General features: G+C 44.8%; 16 protein-coding genes. 7 read left to right on the plus strand and 9 right to left on the minus strand.

Annotated features, from left to right (window positions below; genetic code table 11):
* Nucleotides 1–83: 83 nt before the first annotated feature.
* Both msrB and GNIT_RS00415 read left to right on the plus strand, forming a co-directional pair.
* Entirely contained in the window at nucleotides 84–1,256 is a 1,173-nt protein-coding gene (gene msrB / locus GNIT_RS00410; protein ID WP_014107120.1) for a peptide-methionine (R)-S-oxide reductase MsrB, read from the plus strand.
* A gap of 141 nt (nucleotides 1,257–1,397) precedes the next feature.
* Nucleotides 1,398–2,489, plus strand: coding sequence for an FAD-dependent oxidoreductase (locus GNIT_RS00415; protein ID WP_014107121.1), 1,092 nt, complete (start codon nucleotides 1,398–1,400; stop codon nucleotides 2,487–2,489).
* Here the strand turns inward: GNIT_RS00415 and GNIT_RS00420 are convergent.
* The 8 genes from GNIT_RS00420 to GNIT_RS00455 form a co-directional block, all read right to left on the minus strand.
* On the minus strand, nucleotides 2,467–3,111 hold the full coding sequence (locus GNIT_RS00420) for a CDP-alcohol phosphatidyltransferase family protein (protein ID WP_014107122.1): 645 nt from the start codon (nucleotides 3,109–3,111) through the stop codon (nucleotides 2,467–2,469). The genes GNIT_RS00415 and GNIT_RS00420 overlap by 23 nt on opposite strands.
* Nucleotides 3,105–3,767, minus strand: a complete 663-nt coding sequence (locus GNIT_RS00425; RefSeq protein ID WP_014107123.1) for an ATP-binding cassette domain-containing protein — start codon at nucleotides 3,765–3,767, stop codon at nucleotides 3,105–3,107. Before GNIT_RS00425 ends, GNIT_RS00420 begins: the two co-directional genes overlap by 7 nt.
* Before the next feature lie 3 nt (nucleotides 3,768–3,770).
* Entirely contained in the window at nucleotides 3,771–5,477 is a 1,707-nt protein-coding gene (locus tag GNIT_RS00430) for an ABC transporter permease (protein WP_014107124.1), read from the minus strand.
* Entirely contained in the window at nucleotides 5,471–6,733 is a 1,263-nt protein-coding gene (locus GNIT_RS00435; protein ID WP_083822472.1) for an ABC transporter substrate-binding protein, read from the minus strand. The genes GNIT_RS00430 and GNIT_RS00435 overlap by 7 nt, the downstream gene beginning before the upstream one ends.
* 59 nt (nucleotides 6,734–6,792) lie before the next feature.
* A complete protein-coding gene (locus GNIT_RS00440; RefSeq protein ID WP_014107126.1) occupies nucleotides 6,793–7,632 on the minus strand; it encodes a DUF547 domain-containing protein in 840 nt (279 codons plus the stop codon).
* Nucleotides 7,633–7,636: 4 nt separating this feature from the next.
* Nucleotides 7,637–9,790, minus strand: a complete 2,154-nt coding sequence (locus GNIT_RS00445; protein ID WP_014107127.1) for an FAD-dependent oxidoreductase — start codon at nucleotides 9,788–9,790, stop codon at nucleotides 7,637–7,639.
* A gap of 12 nt (nucleotides 9,791–9,802) precedes the next feature.
* Nucleotides 9,803–12,169, minus strand: coding sequence for a TonB-dependent receptor (locus GNIT_RS00450; protein ID WP_014107128.1), 2,367 nt, complete (start codon nucleotides 12,167–12,169; stop codon nucleotides 9,803–9,805).
* A gap of 351 nt (nucleotides 12,170–12,520) precedes the next feature.
* Nucleotides 12,521–13,243, minus strand: coding sequence for a DUF1499 domain-containing protein (locus GNIT_RS00455; protein WP_014107129.1), 723 nt, complete (start codon nucleotides 13,241–13,243; stop codon nucleotides 12,521–12,523).
* Nucleotides 13,244–13,499: 256 nt separating this feature from the next.
* On the opposite strand from GNIT_RS00455, the gene GNIT_RS18305 reads away from it, so the two are divergent.
* The 4 genes from GNIT_RS18305 (at nucleotide 13,500) to GNIT_RS00475 (ending at nucleotide 16,936) form a co-directional block, all read left to right on the plus strand.
* The gene (locus tag GNIT_RS18305) at nucleotides 13,500–13,904 is read left to right on the plus strand and encodes a hypothetical protein (protein ID WP_014107130.1); all 405 of its coding nucleotides are present in this window, start codon (nucleotides 13,500–13,502) and stop codon (nucleotides 13,902–13,904) included.
* Nucleotides 13,905–13,945: 41 nt separating this feature from the next.
* Entirely contained in the window at nucleotides 13,946–14,902 is a 957-nt protein-coding gene (locus tag GNIT_RS00465; protein ID WP_014107131.1) for a proline iminopeptidase-family hydrolase, read from the plus strand.
* A gap of 70 nt (nucleotides 14,903–14,972) precedes the next feature.
* Nucleotides 14,973–15,599, plus strand: coding sequence for a GNAT family N-acetyltransferase (locus tag GNIT_RS00470; protein ID WP_014107132.1), 627 nt, complete (start codon nucleotides 14,973–14,975; stop codon nucleotides 15,597–15,599).
* A complete protein-coding gene (locus tag GNIT_RS00475; RefSeq protein ID WP_014107133.1) occupies nucleotides 15,599–16,936 on the plus strand; it encodes an NAD(P)/FAD-dependent oxidoreductase in 1,338 nt (445 codons plus the stop codon). Before GNIT_RS00470 ends, GNIT_RS00475 begins: the two co-directional genes overlap by 1 nt.
* 9 nt (nucleotides 16,937–16,945) lie before the next feature.
* Here GNIT_RS00475 and GNIT_RS00480 read toward each other — a convergent pair whose 3' ends face one another.
* Nucleotides 16,946–17,992 (minus strand): AraC family transcriptional regulator, encoded by a 1,047-nt coding sequence (locus GNIT_RS00480; protein ID WP_014107134.1) that lies wholly within the window; start codon nucleotides 17,990–17,992, stop codon nucleotides 16,946–16,948.
* 177 nt (nucleotides 17,993–18,169) lie between these two features.
* Here GNIT_RS00480 and GNIT_RS00485 point away from each other — a divergent pair, with 177 nt between their 5' ends.
* Complete coding sequence (locus GNIT_RS00485) at nucleotides 18,170–19,336, plus strand: acyl-CoA dehydrogenase family protein (RefSeq protein ID WP_014107135.1); 1,167 nt, start codon at nucleotides 18,170–18,172, stop codon at nucleotides 19,334–19,336.
* Nucleotides 19,337–19,363: the final 27 nt, after the last annotated feature.

Below are 19,363 nucleotides of genomic sequence, written 5' to 3' on the forward strand. Positions count from 1 at the left end.
ATTTTTGCTGGTGCACTCGGTTACCCATTTGCACCGGTTATTTTTTTATTCGAGGCACGCAGCTCGCAAACGAGGTGATTAACATGAATCGTCAAATACTTTATTCAGCAGTAGTCGTTATTGCTGTATTTATTGGCTTTAACGCAATAGCAACTAACGACACGGCGTCGGCCAAATCGCAATATGCGCCAGCTGATTCATCACTTGCCGTGGCTACTTTTGCGGGTGGCTGTTTCTGGTGTGTTGAAGCTGGTTTCGAAAAGATTCCGGGTGTGGTGGAAACGGTCTCTGGCTACAGTGGTGGTACTGAGAAAAACCCAAATTATAAGCAGGTTGCAAGCGGAGCAACAGGACACACCGAGGCCGTTCAGGTTTATTACGATGCGAACATTATTACCTACGAGGGTCTGCTGCAGGGGCTTTGGCGCATGATGGACCCAACTGACGTTAATGGCCAATTTGTAGATCGTGGCAAACAATACCGTCCGGCTATTTTTTATCACAGCGCTGAAGAAAAACGCGCAGCCGAGGCTTCAATTGAGGCTTTGCAAAACAGCGGTCGCTATGAAAAGCCAGTAGCCATTGAAGTAACACAATTTAAGTCATTCTACGACGCAGAAGAATACCATCAGGACTATTACAAAAAGAATCCTGTTCGATACAAGTTTTACACTTTCAACTCTGGTCGTTATCAGTTTATTGACGAGATATGGGGTGAAGACCGTGAAATTGACTACGCTGACTACCGACCTAAAAAAGATGTCGATAGCAATACGAATGAAGCTGCGCCAATTGAACTGCAGACATTTCAAAAGCCTAGTGATGAAGAACTTCGCAAGCAGCTAACGAGCATTCAGTACAAGGTGACCCAAGAAGATGCTACTGAACGCGCTTTTGACAATGAATACTGGGATGAAAAACGTGCCGGTATCTATGTGGACGTAGTGTCTGGTGAGCCTCTGTTCTTATCGACTGATAAGTATAAGTCTGGCACCGGCTGGCCTAGCTTTGTTAGACCAATTAGCCCTGAAGTAGTCGTTGAGAAAGAAGACCGCTCTTGGTATGGTGCTTTGCGTATTGAGATCCGTAGTGCAATTGCAGATTCTCACACTGGGCATGTGTTTAATGATGGCCCTAACCCAACCGGACTGCGCTACTGTATGAATTCTGCAGCGCTGAAGTTTATTCCGAAAGAAGAGATGGTTGAAGCGGGTTATGGTCAATATGTTGATAAAGTGAGAAAGCCAATCAGTTAGCCCTGTTATTCAGGTCATTCATTGGTTTTTTCTTCTATCTAAGCTGGTTGACGGTTTTGACCGTCAGCCATTTAGCCGTAGGTATTGCGACAGATATCGTCGAGCTGTTCTGAAGTTCCGTTTTACAATTATTGGAAACCTATGAAACCAACACGGCATACTCTTATCCTCGCCGGCGCCGGCCATGCTCATTTGGTTGCGATGCGAGGGTGGATAGATAATGGGTTTCGTCCCCCAGAAGGCACAATACTGCTCAGCCCTAGTTCGCATGCATGGTATTCAGGAATGATGCCTGGCCTTGTTGCTGGGCGCTTTACGGAAGAGGAATGCGCAATTGAACTTGCGCCTTTGTGTGATGCCTGTGGAGTCGAACTGTTAACTGGCGAGATTGGTGAACTTAAGGCAACAAGCCGCGAGCTGGTGCTGGTTGACGGCCGAATACTACAATATGATTACCTCTCACTTAATGTAGGTTCAATCCCACCGCAACCAGAACTGAATGACGGCAGCATTAATGTTGCTCCAGCAAAGCCCTTCGGCGCTTTTAACAAATATTGGCAAACCTGGCGCGAGCAAAACGACTCAATGCAGTTGGCGGTACTTGGCGGCGGGGCGGCTGCATTTGAGCTCACACTCGCTCTGCATAAGAGCTTGCCGCAGGCGCATGTGTCATTGATTTGCAGCGGTGATTTATTAGACGGCTACTCGCCAGGCTTGCGTAAAAGAGCCATAAAAATATTACATGAACGCGGCCTTAAACTGCGCAAGGATACTCGGATTAATTGCATCGCTAATGGCTGGTTAATGTGCGACGAGAAACAAATACAGAAAGCTAACGCATTAGTTGTTGCCACGGGAGCTGCACCGCAACCATGGCAGGCTAGTTCTGGTCTTGATTGCGACTCTAAAGGCTTCGTTAGAGTCGGAGCGAATTTACAAAGTGAAAGTTATCCTGAGGTTTTAGCTAGTGGCGATTGTGCCAGTCAGCCGGGAACACCTCATTCTGGGGTTTATGCTGTGAGGCAGGGAGGGGCGTTGAGCGACATTATTCCCGCGCTGCTTGCTGGTAAAACGCTGCGCGAATACCAGCCCCAATCCCGTTCCTTAGCTTTGTTAGCAACCGCCGATGGCAGCGCCTTGTTGAATTACGACGGTTGGAGTGCGGGTGGACGTATTTTTGGCATGTGGAAGGATTATTTAGATCTCAGCTTCATGCGACGTCATCGTTTGTAGCCTTAACAGCCTGCTCCTTCAAAGTATAGTAACCACCATAAACTCGTGTGAACACCGTGATACCGGCAGCAACGGCAAAACCATAGGCTAACCACGGAAAATATTCTGGCCAGATGCAAAAGGCGGCAAAGATCAAAATAGTTTCAGTACCTTCGGTTAAACCGTGCAGATAATAAAAACTTTTGTATTCAAACTGTGGCTTGGTTAACTGATATTTTTCTGCGGCGATGGCAAAGGCCAAGAAGCTCGACCCAGTACCAATAAAAGCAGCAAGTAAAATAGCTGCGGGTAATGCATTTTGAGCCGGGTCGGCAAGCGCAAACCCAACAGGTACCGCCGCATAAAAAAGAAAGTCTAAACAGATATCTAAAAAGCCGCCTGCACTGGTGCTAGACCCTTGATAACGCGCAAGTGCGCCATCTAATCCATCCAATATCCGGTTAAGTAAAATTGCAGCTAATGCTAAACTCCACCACTGCAATACTAAGAAAGGTATTGCTAGTAAACCCACGGCAAAGCCAATTACCGTCAATTGATTTGGCGTTACCTTGGTCTTATTTAAGAGCTTAACCAAAGGCGTTAGTAGCGCCTTCACTGCAGGCGTAATGCTTGCATCTAACATGATTTACCACTCGCTGTGTGTGTCAAATTAATTACCTTACCTGCTGCAGCATCGGCGTCACTTTGATCGTGAGTTACCAATATGGCGGTCAAGCCGCGCTGGCGTATTTGTTCGAATACTAACTCCCTTGTCGCCTGTCTGAGTTCACTGTCGAGTTTACTAAAAGGCTCATCTAGTAAAATGACTTTTGGCTCGTTTAGCAACACTCGCAGCAGTGCAACACGAGCTTGCTGTCCGCCGGATAGGCTTTTAGGTGCTCGCGCTTCCATACCCGACAAACCCACTGAAGCGAGTGCTTCCGATACGCGTTGTTTTCTTGTGCTTGATTCTGAATGCTGCATACCGAACTCGATATTACCCGATACGCTCAGGTGGTTAAACAGCAGTGAGTCTTGAAAAAGCAGTGCAATTTGTCGCAAATGGCTGGGGGTTTGCGTTATATCATGACCACCTAATTCTAGTTTTCCTTCAGCGCGAAATACCGGTTCTAACATCCCCGTGAGCCAATTCAGCAGAGTAGATTTACCGCTGCCTGAAGGACCCATAATAGTCAGTATTTCACCTGCCGATACCGTTGTGTCTAGCTCGAGCAAAAGCGCATCGCCTTTGTAAATATGTAAGTTTTGAATGCGTAACATGTTGTGTGTTGTATCCATCGCTTATTGCCTTGGGCGAAAAAGAAGTTTAGGGATTAGCCAAGCAAGTATAAACCCGAGGGCTGGTAGAAGCAGCTGCATTATGACGTAAACGGCGCTGATGCGCCTACTTGCGCCGCTCGCAATGGCCACTGCTTCAGTGGTTAAGGTATTCATACGACCACCGCCTAGTAAGAGTGTTGGTAAATATTGACTGAAACTTATCGCTAGCCCAAGCGCGGCAGAGAATAGAATGGGTGGCACTAGTTGAGGCAGCTTTACCGCATAAAACACTTTCCATGGCGAGCAGCCTAATGACGCCGCTACTTTCGCATAACGTAAGTCAAGCTTGCGATAGCTTGTGGCTAAAGACAAAAACACATAAGGCATAACAAACAGTAAATGACCCAGCACCACCATGCTAAACACGGCATCCACGCCGATGAGTTCTTTTACCCACACAATGCCAAATAAAAACGCAATGCTAGGCACTAACAAAGGCAAATAAATCATTAAGCTAGCGGCAGAGCTGAGCGCTTTTTGCCGCTGCTGTTCAGCCTCCAATGCAAATAATGCAAAGAATAGCGCAATGCCGGTGGCAGAAAGAGCAACTAAAACGGTATCACTAATGGTTTCTGGTAGTTGCTTGAAAGCGCTTTGCCAATGCAGGGTAACTAATTGATCGGGGTAGGCATTTGGAAAAGACCAGTAGCTCGCGAAGGACCAGAGCACGAGCCCAAGCAGTGCCAACGCAATAGCGAAAAGAACGAGAAGTGTCAAACAATGAGTCAGTACTCTCCAGATTAAATCAGCATACTTTCGACGCCCATTTGTTAGCTTGGAGAAACTACACTTTTTAACGCACTGCTCTAGTAACCACCAAGTGAATAATACACCTAGGGTTACTAAAATTTGCACAAGTGCACCAGCAGATGCTTTGATCCTTAAGCTTAGGTCAACGTCATTGAACCATTGCATAACGGCAACTGCGAGAGTAGGGGGCGTATTTGGACCTAAAATTAATGGTATTTCTATACTGGCACTGGAATAGGCTAAAATCGCATAAACAGGCAAGCGCATGAAGGGATAAAGAACGGGTAAAACGGCTTTGCAAAATCCGGTAAATGGATAGTAGCCTAAACTAATCGCAACTTTATATTGTCCCTCAATAACTTGTTTAATTTCTCTTTGCTGCATGGCGGCAACCGCCATTAAAAGGACGAAGGGTAATTCTTTTAAAGTTAGCCCCAGAATAATGCTCAAGCCATAGGGATCGTTTGGTAACAGTGTATCAGGTGGTAACGCGGCACCACTCAACCATGGCGAAAATAAACGCATGATCAAGCCTGATGGGGCAATTAAAAAGCCAATAGCGATAGCTGCTGCCGCATGTGGAATGACTAATATGGGTCCTAAAAGCTTTTGTATGTATTTAAGAAGCCTGCTGTTGAAGTAGTTTCCTAGTATCAAAATACTTAACACGACCGCAAAAAATGTGCTGATTAAGCTAGTTGAAAAACTTAAAGCAAGCATTTTGACGAAACCGGGTGTTAGCCAAAGAGCCTCAAATCCTCTTACACCAAAAGTATCTTCGCCAAGTGCGGGCAACCAGCCAAAAGCTGGCAGCAGCACGCCTAATAAGCCTGCGACAACAGGCACTATTAGCAGTATTACTAAAATGCTCGGGCTCAGCTTTACCCATCGCGAAAAGAATGATGCGCTGTTTACCATGGCTTAGCACCATATCGCCTTTCCCATGCTTCGGTGAGCACGGCATTCCATTGCGGATGAGGTTCGCTCAGTGACGGGCTTTTTGCAGACACAGGCAAGGCGCTTGGATGTTGGTTTGGTGGCTTAAACATTAGTTGTTGGTCAGGCGCTAGCAAGCTCAAATCTAATACTGTCCGGTCGCCCCATTCACTTGGCTGCTGCTTTTTGGCCTGAGCTTCAATGCTCATTAAGAAGTTGGCTACAACCTTTGCGCCCGCTTTGTGTTTGGCATTAACGGGAATAGTGACAAAATGTACGTTGCTTAAACTACCGTCTTTCATTGCAAAACTTCGAATGCTCGGAGGTAAGCCGAAGCGATCAACGGCACCCGGTATGTCCGAGGCGGAAAAGGTAAAGCCAAGTTGAAGCTCGCTGTCACCAACCAAGCGCCTAATACTGGCGCCATCACTGACAAAGTATCGACCTTGACGCCACAGATATGGGTGTAGCTGGTCTAAAAACTCCCACAGAGGGCTTAATAGTTGACGCTCACTTTCGACTGTAGGGGGCTGATATAACTTTGCAAAAACATCGGCCTCCTGCTGCTGATTAAGTATGATCAATGCATATTTTAAAAAGCTTAAACCTAAAAAGTCAGGCGGTTTAGAATAAGTAAAGCGTCCTGGATTTTGCATGCTCCAGTGTAATAATTCTTGCAGGGTTGAAGGAGGAGATGAGGCTGTCGCATGAGCGTATGCGCTATCGTAATAGAAGGTTAGCGCAGCTCTTCCCCAAGGGGCTTCCATGCCGTTTGTCGGCACCCCAAAATCCATCGTCATCGCTGGATTTTGCTGTGGATTAGTTAATGCGAAATTGGGAAGAAGGCTAACCCAGCTAGCTTCAAGCAGATTGCTTTCTGCCATCGTGGCGAAATTCAGGCCGTTTATCCATAAAAGATCAACTTGTCCTTCGCTCATATTTCCTGCCGACACTTCAGCAAGCACACGGCTAACAGCATCACTGGTTTGCGCCAGTTTTACGTGTTCTAATTTTACGCCGTATTTAACATGTACTTGCTCTGCAATCCATTGGAGGTAACGGTTAACTTGAGGGTCGCCGCCCCAAGCATAAAAATAAACGCTTTCGTTGCGAGCTTCATTAAGGGTTTGCTGCCAGGCGTTTTGCGCCGGAGCCGCTTGCGCCGAGGTATCTTGTTCAATTACTTGCGCATTGATAAATGAACAATACGCTAGCAGTATGCAGATTAGCCCCAACATTAAAAAGGGAGTGTTAAATAGTGGGCGCTTATTTTGTATAATCGGCAAGGAAAGTCAGCCTATTTTTTTACATCGTTCAATTGCCAATCATAGTCTAGGAAGTCAATTTCCATGTCATTGTTTTTTAGAGTGGTGCGTTCATTTTCGCTTAGTTTAAGTGACTCCGGATAAAGCAGCAAAAATGATTCTAGGCTGTTGGCGCCTCTGAAACCTTTTTCGAAGTCGCCCTTGTACCATTTGAATATTGACGACAAATACAGTTGCTTACCTTGTATATAGTTTCTACTTTTATCTGACAAGAATCGTTGCGTTTGCTCTTCAAGCTGCATTTCAAGCTTACTCTCTTCATAAGCTTCTTCACGCAGCGCGGGGCAGCCTATGCTGGCACAATTGACCGCGAAATGAATACGCGGCTCTTGATACTTATTGTCGCCTCTTATAAGTTCGTGTTCGATGTCATCAAGACTGTACGTGTTACCGAGAAGAGGAATAAACGACTTTTCCCAAGGCGATCGAAAAAAGCTACCTAAATCCCTGATTGACTTAAGATCAGGATATTCCGTTAAGATAAGCTCTACGGTCCACGCGTTGTAAGCATTGATTAAAAACGCTAGTTTCTTATTGTCACTCCACTTATCGAAGTCGGACTGGCTGATCTGCTCGAGTTCTTTAAGATAATTCTTTAACTGACTTCGCTGCGCTAAAAAACCTTTGTAATCTACAGAGGTACTATGGCCCTTATCGACTGGACTCACGTGCTGAGTCAGCAATGTATTCCAGTTTTCATGCAGCGGCTTTGCTTGTATAACGGAGGTGAACATAGCCAGAACAATAATGCTGGCTATCGCATAGCCTTTCATGACTGAGGTGTTAGCTAATGAACTTGTCAATTTATGCATAATGCTATCCTCTTCTGAACGTATGATATTTTTCAAGTAATTTTAAAATGGTCTCGGGAGCATGCGCTCGTTTCCATTCACCGGCTGCATATTTATTACCTTCCGCCCAAGTTGGATAGCTATGAATAGTTCCCAAGATTTTTTCAAGCCCAAGGCCGTGTTTCATCGCTAACACAAATTCAGCGATTAGATCGCCTGCATGCTCTGAAACTACCGTTACACCTAAGATTTTGTCTTTGCCTTTTGATGTAATAACTTTGATATAGCCTTTGTTTGCGCTTTCAGTAATGGCTCTGTCGAGCTCTTCAAAATCGTAACGCGTTACCTCATACTCGATTTGCTGTTCAATGGCTTCTTGCTCATTAATGCCTACTCGCGCAACTTCGGGGTCGATGAAGGTAACCCAAGGGATTACGCGATAGTCTACCTTGAACTTTTTAAACTGCCCAAATAGACTGTTGACCGCTGCATACCAACCTTGATGAGATGCTACATGTGTGAACTGATAAGGCCCGACGATATCGCCAGCCGCTAAAATATTCGGGTACTTGGTTTCTAAAAACTCATTGGTGTTAATTGTGCGTCCAGACTCGATGCCCAAAGTATCTAAACCATAGCCCTCTAAACGCGCTGCGCGACCAACTGCACAAATCAATTGATCATACTCTATCGAAATCTCTTTTTTGTCGTGCTTCACTATGATGAATTTCTTGCCATCGCGCTGTTCAAAACGCAATGCTTCATGCTCGGTTAGCACATTAACGCCGCTATCTCGCAGGCTTTGCATTGCAAACTCAGAAACCTCTTCGTCTTCTTTCGTCATGATACGTTTGGCAAGTTCAATTTGCGAAACCTCAGAGCCTAGTCTCGCAAATGCTTGAGCAAGCTCACAACCAATAGGACCGCCGCCCAGAACAACTAGCTTCTTAGGAGCCTCCTCCAGTTTTGCAAATTCTGTCCACATGGTATCACTGGTAACGTACGCAGAATTCTCAATGCCGGGTAAGGGCGGAACGAATGGGCGGGCCCCTGTGGCAATAACGATATTGCGTGCGCTCAAGCGCTGTTTGCTGCCATCATTTAGCGAAATCTCTACCGTCCAAGGATCAACAAAGACGGCGTAACCTTTAATGACTTCCACCCCTAGCTCAGTATAGCGTTCAACGCTGTCATGAGGCGCTATTTCTGCAATGACCTCGTGCACACGCTGCATTACTTTTTTAAACGAAAAGGTGACATTGGTATTGTCTAGGCCGTATTTTTCAGCTTGCTGAAATTGGTTGATTACTTTAGCACTTTTAATAATCGCTTTACTCGGCACGCAGCCATAGTTCAAGCAATCGCCCCCCATTTCTCCTGCTTCAATTAGCGTCACTTTGGCTTTCACAGCGGCGGCAATATAACTGGTCACTAAACCGCCCGCACCCGCGCCGATCACAATTAAGTTACGGTCAAAGTGCTTTGGTTTTTTCCAGCCTTTATAAACGCGCTGTTTCTTTATTACGCTGATAATTGTTTTGGCTATCAGTGGGAAAATGCCCAACAAAACAAAGGAAAGGATAAGATCGAACGATAAGATACCTTGCAAACTCTCGAGTTGAGAAAGCTGCGTTCCGGCGTTCACATAAACAAAGGTGCCGGCCAGCATGCCTATTTGACTCACCCAATAGAACGTCCATGACTTAATCGCTGTTAAGCCCATTAGCAGGTTGATTAAAAAGAAGGGAAACAGCGGCACTAGGCGCAGTGTAAACAGATAAAAGGCACCTTCTCTTTCTATGCCTTTGTCTATCGAAGCCAGACGATCAGGAAATTTTCTTTTGATCGTATCTCTCAATATATAGCGAGATACTAAGAAAGCTAAGAGCGCGCCTAAGCTTGAAGCAAAAGAGGCAAGAAGCAAACCTTCAACCAAGCCGAAGAGCGCACCAGCGGTAAGGGTTAGTATGGCGGCGCCTGGTAATGAAAGTGCAGTAGCCGTGACATATATTAAAAAGAACCCGCCTAATACGAGAACAGGGGAGGCGTCACGCCACTGCCTGAAATCATCGATGGAGCCTTTTAGACCTTCCAAAGTAAGGTAAGTATTTAAATCGAAGTAGAAAAACGCTGCGATTAACGCCGCTAAAACAGCGACGATGGTAATTTTTTTAAACACGTAAACGTTTCCTTAAAATGAGTAGGTCAGCTTAACTTCGCCATGAATGGGTAACTCTGGAAACACTAAGGTTGGACCAAAAAATCCGCCTTCGAAAACAGGGCGCCAATTTTTTTCATTAGTGACATTATTCACTGCAAAACGAAGCGCCAGCTTTTCGTTAAGCATATACCGCGTATTGATATCGAGGGTAAATTGGTCACGGATCATCACTGTCGCCAAAAAGTCCAAAGGATAGCTTTTTGTATAAATGCTCGAGAATCCTGCAGTCCAGTTATCCTTGATATTATAGCCGCCGCTCAGTCCCACACTTTGCTCAGGGATCCCCTGTACTCTTCTAGTTGAAGGTGCAAATGGTGTAAAGTTAGGCGAGCCTACTGCTGTGCCTTGAATAATATCAGGGCGCGAGTTATCGAAGGCATCAGCTACTTGTCGAGATTCTTGGCTGGTTCCACTATTGTCGTAACGCACATCGATATAAGTATAACCGGCGCTTAACCAAAAGCGCTCTGCCGCATAAAAAGCTTGTACTTCTAAGCCTGTTGCGCGAATACCTGTATTGCTACCATCACGGTTTCGCAAGCTTCTCTTTTGATTAAACCAAGCGCCATCAACATACCAATTGCTTTCATCGGGCGCATATTTTAAGCCTGCCTCAAACAAGGTATTGTCGGTAGCAAAATTGAGTTCGCTAATTAAGTTGTCACCACCCAGCGTATTTCCGCCTGCCATGCTGTTCGACGTGGCTTCATTGTAAGTGCTGGCAATATAGGATGTTAACGACGGAGTGATAGCATAGCTCACGCTAATTTGCCCAGACTGCAAGATGTCATTAATGCTGTCGGAGGCCGCAAGTTGCCCCTGAGGTGCAATCGGGTCTCGAGCCTCGACATCATAGTAATCGAGTCGGTAGCCTACACTTGTGCTTAGTTCGTCATTCCATTTACTGTCGTGCTGCACGGCCAAACCGGTTTGCCAGCTAGTTGAATCAGTGGTGTCTGATAGGGAAAAGTCACCCAGGCCGTCATCATTAATATCATATTGCCCGCCGGGTGAAACAAACACTCCCGGACGTAATTCAACCAAACGTGCTTTTTGCGCATTGGTCAGGGGGATCCGTCGATTCGTAATTGGACCTGTCAGATCGATGGGCGCATCCGCTTCGGTAGTAAATTGGCTAAAACCGAGAACACTGTTATAGCGAACATCGACGGCGAATATGCTTTGCTGCTTATCGCTCCAGTCATACGCTAATTCGGTACGGTTTTGCGCAGTTTTGGCGCCATCAATAATTTCAACAAAGCTATTTTGCGCTATTTCTTCACGTTCAAGGTGTTGGTAATAAGTTGTATTTTTAAGGCTTGTTTGCTCATTAAGCTGACGCTTATAGATGCTGTGTATTAGGTAAGTCGTCGCTGTATTAATATTATCGGGGTCGGTTAATACTCGGCTTCTGTCAATAACGACTTGTCCTGTGGGAGAAATGACTGCGCCAGCGCCTGGGACTAAGCTGCCGTTGGCTTGAACGCCTTGACCTGTTATATAAACGCCATTGTCGATAAGATCTTGCGTAGGCCGATTTATGCCAGCGTTGTCGGTAAACTGCACGTCGTAATATTCGAAATTAATATCCCATGTGCTTACATTGTCGGGCACAAAACGAAGTGCAGTATATAAGCTGTCGCTTTGATGCGAGCTAAAATCATAAAAATCGCCGTTGTCTATGCGCTCATAGCTCAAGCGTATACCGCTTTTATTTTCAACTAACACCCTCGAAATATCCATCTGAGCTTGGTAGCTGTCCCATCTGCCGGCTGAAAAGGAAAACTGACTATCTTGTGGCGTGATTGAAGCGAGTTTGGACTGCAGGTTTACAAATCCACCGTTGCGCTGACTCGTTCCAAATAATACTGGGGTGGGGCCTTTCACTACGTCAATTTGCTCAATAGCGTTAAATGATAGCGGTACACCAAAGCCATTGTTTCCAGCCTGGCGCCTTACGCCGTCTTGCAGTAATTCACCTAATTGCCCTCTGATTGTGGGTAGGCTAGGCGCACCAAAGCCTGTCGCAGCATAGGTATTAGGGCTCACCGCTAAAATATCTTGCAGGGTGGTAATGTCCAGAGCCTCCATCATTTGAGCCGATATTGCTGTTACCGAACGCGGAATATCCTTTAATGCTAAACCATCCCCAAAAGGTCCATTAATTACAGCCTCTTTGGGCGACATTAAACTCTGATTAACGTTGTTACCCGTAACCTCGATAACTTCAATTGAATCTTCAGTTGTTTGCTGAGCCGAGGTGGCAGAACAAAAAAGTGAAAGCAAGACCGACAACGCAACAGTTGAGTGACGCTGTGGAGACGCATTTCTTCGCATATTTGATAAATCCGTAGTAAGTGGTGAATGGTACAAAATGTTTAAAATATTATTACGCTGTTTCCATTCAAGTGATCAGATGAAAACCTCGCTGCCGCGATACTTCGATTAAAATAGTAGACCTATAGCAATGGATTATTCTTTCAAATAAATATGCAGCGATCTGTCATTGTTGCACCAACTGCCCATTATTATTTCTCTTGATTGCAATTTTGCAAAGGCGTCAGGCTGAAATGAACATGGAAAACCTTACAGTCAGCTCTAACGTTAAAACGGCCTTGAAAATAAGGCCGTGCTGATTGCTCGATAGCAATGACTGTTATAGTCCTCATCCGTTATTCGCGGATATTTTTAGCTATTGAATTGGTCTATAAAATGCTGAATCCTTCTAGCATTAGCGCCCAGATCACTGCGACCGATTCGTGATACTGAACGTAAATCTATGTCTGTCGAATCGGGCGTTTGTGTATTTGCTCGAATTCGAATGACGATATCATCCTTAAACTGCCACAATGTAGTTGTTTGTGTGGCTTCAATAATGCCACTAGCTTGATCTTTACTGACAATTTCCCAGCCTAAATCTTCGGCAATATTCACCGCTTTATCAAAGGCATTCTGCACACTAATGTTTGCAGTAATGGTTTTGATATCTGGGTAGGCATTTTTCTGTACTTCAGCGAGATCGCCATTCTCAATTTTGTATTCTAATGGGTTCGTGCCTTCGCCGCGAAGCGCAACGACAGCGTTAAACTGAGGAGGATTCACAGTATCAGTAGAAATGTTATGAATTGCTGGAACTGTTCTTGCCACAAATACTTGAGAGCCCAAGCCTATGATAGGTATTAAACTGATCACCACTGCGATAATAGCGCCTCGGCTGCTATCTGGTTTAGCCTTCCGATGCATTAAAAACAAGACAATGCCTACTACAAATACTGCGGCCGCCAAATAAAACGTGTAATTCAATATCCTAAAGCCGGTTCCAAATTCATACAGACCTACTCTAAATCCGATTAACGCAAGTGGGAATCCTAAAGCACTGAGCACTGCCAGCCATTTGAGTAATCTACTCATAGTCGTTATCACCATTATTTGTTTGATTATTATGAAAGACTTCAAATGATACATTATCGCTATCACAGTGCAATAAGCACTAGGAGGATATTACGCGTAGCGAAAGGATGCATTATTCGAATGACTTGCAATAATAAGAATAATAACGACATACAAATGAAACAACACTCGCTTTATAGGCCTATTAACGTTATGTTCTTCGACAATAATTCTTTACAATATAAGTTCTCTTCAATACAAGACAAGGAAACGTAAAATGTTACTAAAAAATAAATTAATGATGGCTATGCTTGCAGCAACGATCACTTTAGCCGGATGCTCTGAAGGTCAGAAAGAATCTGCTGAAGAAATGAAAAAAGATGCCTCAGAAATGAAAACTGAAGCAGTTAAAAAGTCTGAAGAAATGCTTGAAGCAGGCAAAGAAAAAGCTGGAGAATTGAAAGACGAAGCAGCTGATGTTTTAGATGATGCTAAAGAAAAAGCTGAAGAGTTGAAAGATGATGCAGCCGATGCTTTAGATGACGCTAAAGCTAAAGCTGATGATGCAATAGAAGCAACGAAAAAAGAAGCTGAAGCAGCAAAAGTAGCGGCAGCGGCAAAACTTAAAGAAGCTTGTATTGCGACTAAAAAGAAACTAGGCCAAAGCACTGAAGGTTGCTAAAACCAAAGTTTTGACAATGATGTGCAAAGTTGAGGTTTGTTATGCATAAAGTAATTACTGCAGCAATGACTGCTTTGTTATGGCTCGCTTTGCAATCGAGTGTGTTTGCCCATCAAGACCCTGAGCAGGCAGGCTACATTGCTGTTGACGGTGGTCGAATTTGGTATCGTATAAACGGCATGCAGCATTTGGGTAAAAGCCCTGCAATTATTATGATGCATGGCGGCCCTGGTGGTACCCACCGAAGCAATATGCCTTATGTGGCGTTATCAGATACTTACCCAGTTATTCTTTATGATCAACTAGGCTCAGGCAACTCTGAACGACCGGGTGATCAGAGAAATTGGAATGTAAAACGCTTTGTTGACGAGATTGATCATATTCGGCAAGCGCTTGGTCTCGATGAAATCATCATAGCTGGTCATAGCTGGGGTGGCTCATTGTCAGCGGAGTATGCATCGCGAAACCCGAGCGGTTTAAAGGCTGCGATCCTCTCTAGTCCACTAATTTCAACACCCCAGTGGAACAAGGATAATCAAGATTGGGTAGATGAACTGCCGCTAGAAGCTAAGACTGTGCTCAAAAAGAATGATTTTGCTGGTTCATTGGACGATCCTGAATTTAAAGCTGCAGTCGACCTGTTTTATTCCCGCCATATGTGCCGCACTGACCCATGTTCAACAACTAGTTATCGCGATGATGGTCCTACTGGTAACGATGAGATGTACGTAACGATGTGGGGCGTTACCGATTTTAACGGCTATGGTACATTGAAAGACTATGATATTACTGACAAATTAAAGGATATTAGCGTACCAAGCCTAGTAATTTGTGGCGAGTTTGATGAAGCGCGCCCTCGAACATGCCATCGCTATGCAAATATGATTGAAAATGCGACCACCGTTATCGTGCCAGACGCCGGTCATGCAACTATGTCAGCCGATGAGGCAATGTACATAAAGACGGTACGCGACTTTCTATACAAAGCGCTAAAATAATAGTGCTGAAGGTTGGGCTCCGTTTTTATAAGAAGTAGAGCCCGTATACATACTCGAGTGAGCTCTAAGCATGACAATAAACTACATACAACTGTCACCCGCGCATTTTGAAGCAATTATCCATTTAGGTAATCAGGTGCACGGTGATAATTATTTAGATAAAAGCAGCTTACTTGATTTATACGAACGCAGTTGGTCAAACAACATCAACGCAAGTTGGGTAGCTGTATTACCGACTGACGAAAAAACTGTTTCTACTGACACTGTAGCGAGAAATACCGCAGATGGATACTTAATCGGGTTTCGTCTTACCGTCGCGCCCGATCGATGGACAGCGGATGAGTGGTGTTCGCCAACCGATTGGGGAGTGCCTAAAGAGCAGGTTTGTTATTTAAAGTGCAACACGGTGGACTCTGCAATGAGAGGACGCGGCGTCGGTTCGACCTTATTAAAGAAATCAATCGTAAGCTCTCAGCAGCAGGGAGCGCTTGCAGGTGTTGCCCATATTTGGTTGGCTAGCCCAGGTAACTCAGCATTTGCTTATTTCACAGCTTGTGGAGGTGAATTAGTGAAGAAGCACCCTAACAAATGGCAGCAACACAGCATTGAAGATAACTACGAATGCCCGGTATGCGGTGCTTTATGCATTTGCACAGCCGCCGAAATGATACTTCGTTTTAATAAGTTGCCCTCCTAATGTACGATCCGCTCGTCGACAAAGCGCCACCCAGCGATCAGAATCAGCCAGATAGCTTCTGGGTGTCGGGCAAGTCTGCTGACGCTTATTCACCCTTGTCAGGTTCACATAAAACCGACGTTGTGATCATAGGTGGTGGCTATACCGGTTTATCTTGTGCTTTAAGCTTAGCTGAGCAATACGGTATTGAATGCACTGTGATTGAGGCTAATCAACCAGGCTGGGGCTGCAGCGGCCGCAATGGTGGCTTTGTATTACCCGGCACGGGGAGATTAAGTGTTAAACAAATGCGGGAGCGCTGGGGGAAACCTGTTAGCCAAGCTATTTATGCAGAATATCTCGAGTCAATTGATTCGGTTAACCAGCTCATCGATGAAGGTATTGATTGCGAGCGCGGAGCAGGTGGTTACTTAAAGTTGGCGCATAAACCGAGCTTGGTAAAGGGACTGCATGAGCAAGCACAAGAGTTGGCCGCGGATTATGGGGATTCAATTTTATCACTTTCGGAACACGACATTACTACAAAGTATTTATCGGGTACTAAAGCCTACGGTGGTATTTACTACCCAAATGCGTTTGGCATTAATCCTTGGTTATTGTGCCAAGGCATTGCAAAAAAAGCCGCAAGTGCTGGGGTTAATATCGTTGGAAATAGCGCGATATTAGATTGTCAGAGAGTTAATCAAAAGCACGTGCTGCGAACTGAGACGGCCTCAATTACTGCAAATACCCTCATTGTAACGACCAATGGATATGGTCAAAGGCATTTGCATGATGGGCTCAAGGACCGCACTTTCCCTGTTATATCCAGTATTATTGTCACTGAGCCGCTGACACCACAGCAGCTAAATGATGTCGGCATGTCGATTGGTTTGATGGTAATGGATACCAGACCATTAAAATATTACTACCGTATCCTTCCTGATAATCGTTTATTATTTGGCGGCAGAGGGGCGATTGAAGGGAAACAAGCAAGTCATGCTAAATACCGAGACGCCTTAAAAAATGGCTTAGTCGCAACTTTTCCGAGTTTACACAACATCAAGATCAGTGCCTTTTGGAGTGGGTGGGTAAGCGTGTCCTTCGATGACTATCCACGCGTTTATCATGATAAAGCAACTAAAACACTATATAGCGGCGGTTATTGCGGTGCAGGATTGGCTTTTTCTATTCAAGCTGGTAAGCGCCTTGCGCAAATGCACTGCGCGCCAGAGAAGTTACCAGATCTGCCGTTTTGGCAGTCCCCGCTGCAAAAGTTCCCTCTTGCATTTGCTCGTCGACCCGCTCTGAAAACCTTTTATGCGTGGGAAGCATTTAAACGCCATGTTGGATTGTAAAAGCGCTTACTACAAAATTAAGCCACGATAATTACGATAAGTGCTCGGTGATACGCCCGTCCAATGTTTAAAAGCACGAGAAAAAGTCGCCAGTTCCGTAAAACCGACGGCTATACTTATTTGCGCTATGGACAGGTTAGGCTGCTCAAACAGGCTGATGGCTTTGTCTCGCCTAACGTTGTCTTTCAATTGTTGAAAGCGAATGCCCTCTGCAATCAATTTTCGACGCAAGGTTCTTGCGGTCATATTTAGTCTGGCTGCGACCATGTCTAAATTAGATTCGTTGTCTAATGCAGCGCTCTCCAATAGTCGCACTACTTGCGCACTGAATGTGTCGTAATAAGATTGCTTTTTAAACCATTGCAGTGGGAGTTGTTTCAGATACGCCATTAACTCTTCCTTGTCTCGAACCACGGGCAGACTCAAATATTTTGAATCAAATAACAGGGCGCTACTGCTGTTTTCATAGCTACAAGGGCAGGGGTACATTAATCTGTACTCCTCATGATGCGCGGGTTTTGCGTGCTGCATTTCGACCATGAGCAAGGGGATAACCTGCCCAACTAACCAACTAGAAAATCGATGACAAACCAACAATAATAGTTCGCTCAACAAGCTATTCGGCGAGGAATGTTGACTCTTAGGTTTAAAGTTTGGATTTAGCGTAATTGACACTTGCGTGCCTTGTTTATTCATCGTAAATCGCAATTGGTCGCCAGTTATATTATAAAAGGTGGCTGTATGAGTGAAAACTTCCTCTAGCGTTTTACAGTTAATCAAGCGGTCGGCTAATAGGCTAAACATGCCAATTTTGACTTTCTGCTCGGTAAAACCCAAAAACTCATCACCACCTACTCGCCAACAACTTTGCACAATACTCGCCAATTGCTTGGGTAATACTCGAGAGCGCTCCTCTTCCAACTGGGCTGGCTTCAGATCAGCGCGGGCTAAAAATTGTTGTTCATTGCCTCCCAGCAAAATACTGTTACGCAGATGTGTTCGAGCAAAGTAACTGGCGATGGTATGCTGGTTTACGAAGTTATTTTCAAGTGACATTTATGTCCGCTTTTAACAATATATTAAGTTATTAAAGCAGTTTTCAGCGAGGAATCAAATAAATATGTCCGTATTTGCTAAATAAATGACTTTATTTCTCATTGCTAGTGAGCGTCGATTTGTCAATACTTGATAGGTAAGTGATTATTTTTTAAGTACACAACAACGAGGTTTACTATGTCCGCAGTAATGTCGATAACAGAAGATAACAACAGCGAAGAAATACAAATGTTTCGTGATATGGTTTTGCGCTTCTTAGAGCAGGAAGTCGTGCCTCATTACGATTCATGGGAAAAGAACCACAAAATGCCTCGCGAAATGTGGAATACGATGGGCAGCGCGGGTTTGTTGCTGGTGGATTTTCCAGAAAAGTATGGTGCCGCAGCCGCTAGTTTTGATGTGTGCCAAATGATCCAAGAAGAAATGTGTCGCTTGAATCTGCATGCTCTAGCCACAGGATACAATATTCACGCAAATATTGTCGCCCCTTACCTGCTGCACATTGGTAACCAAGAGCAACAAGACCGCTGGTTACCCGCCATGGTGACAGGCGAAGTATTAACCGCACTTGCTATGACCGAACCAGGTGCAGGCAGCGACCTCGCTAATATTCGCACTAAAGCCATAAAAGACGGCGATGATTATATATTGAATGGTTCTAAAACCTTTATCACCAATGGCAACGAAGCCAACATGATTATTGTGTGTGCAAAAACCGATATTAATGCGGGCTCGAAAGGTATCTCTTTGTTTTTGGTTGATACTAGTCTTCCTGGTTTTTCTACAGGCAAGCCAATCGAAAAAATAGGTCAGCACAGCAGCGATACCGGCGAATTGTTTTTTGAAAATATGCGCATCCCAGCCGACGCTTTACTCGGCGAAGAAGGCAAAGGTTTCGTGTATTTAATGCAAGAATTACCGCGTGAACGCCTCGGCTGTGCGGTGCAGGCAATTGGTCATGCTCAAGGCGCGTTAGACCTAACCTGTGAGTATGTAAAGGAACGCAAAGCATTCGGCCAATCGGTATCGCAGTTCCAAAATACGCGCTTTAAGTTAGCACAGTGCCAAACCGACCTAGAATTATGTCGCGCACTTTTAGAAAAACACATGCTCAAATATCAACGCGATGAAATGACCGTAACCGATGCCGCAATGCTAAAATTAGCGGCAACAGAAATGCAGGTGTCGTTGATAAACGAGTGTCTACAATTGTTTGGTGGCTACGGCTATACCGATGAGTATCCAATCTCTCGTTTTTATCGTGACGCGCGTATTCAGACGATTTATGCCGGTACCTCAGAAATCATGAAAGAAGTGATAGCACGCGGCATTTTAGGTCGATGAATAAGCAAAACGACACAATATTAACGT

It is taken from the genome of Glaciecola nitratireducens FR1064, from assembly GCF_000226565.1.
Taxonomy (GTDB): Bacteria; Pseudomonadota; Gammaproteobacteria; order Enterobacterales; family Alteromonadaceae; genus Glaciecola; species Glaciecola nitratireducens.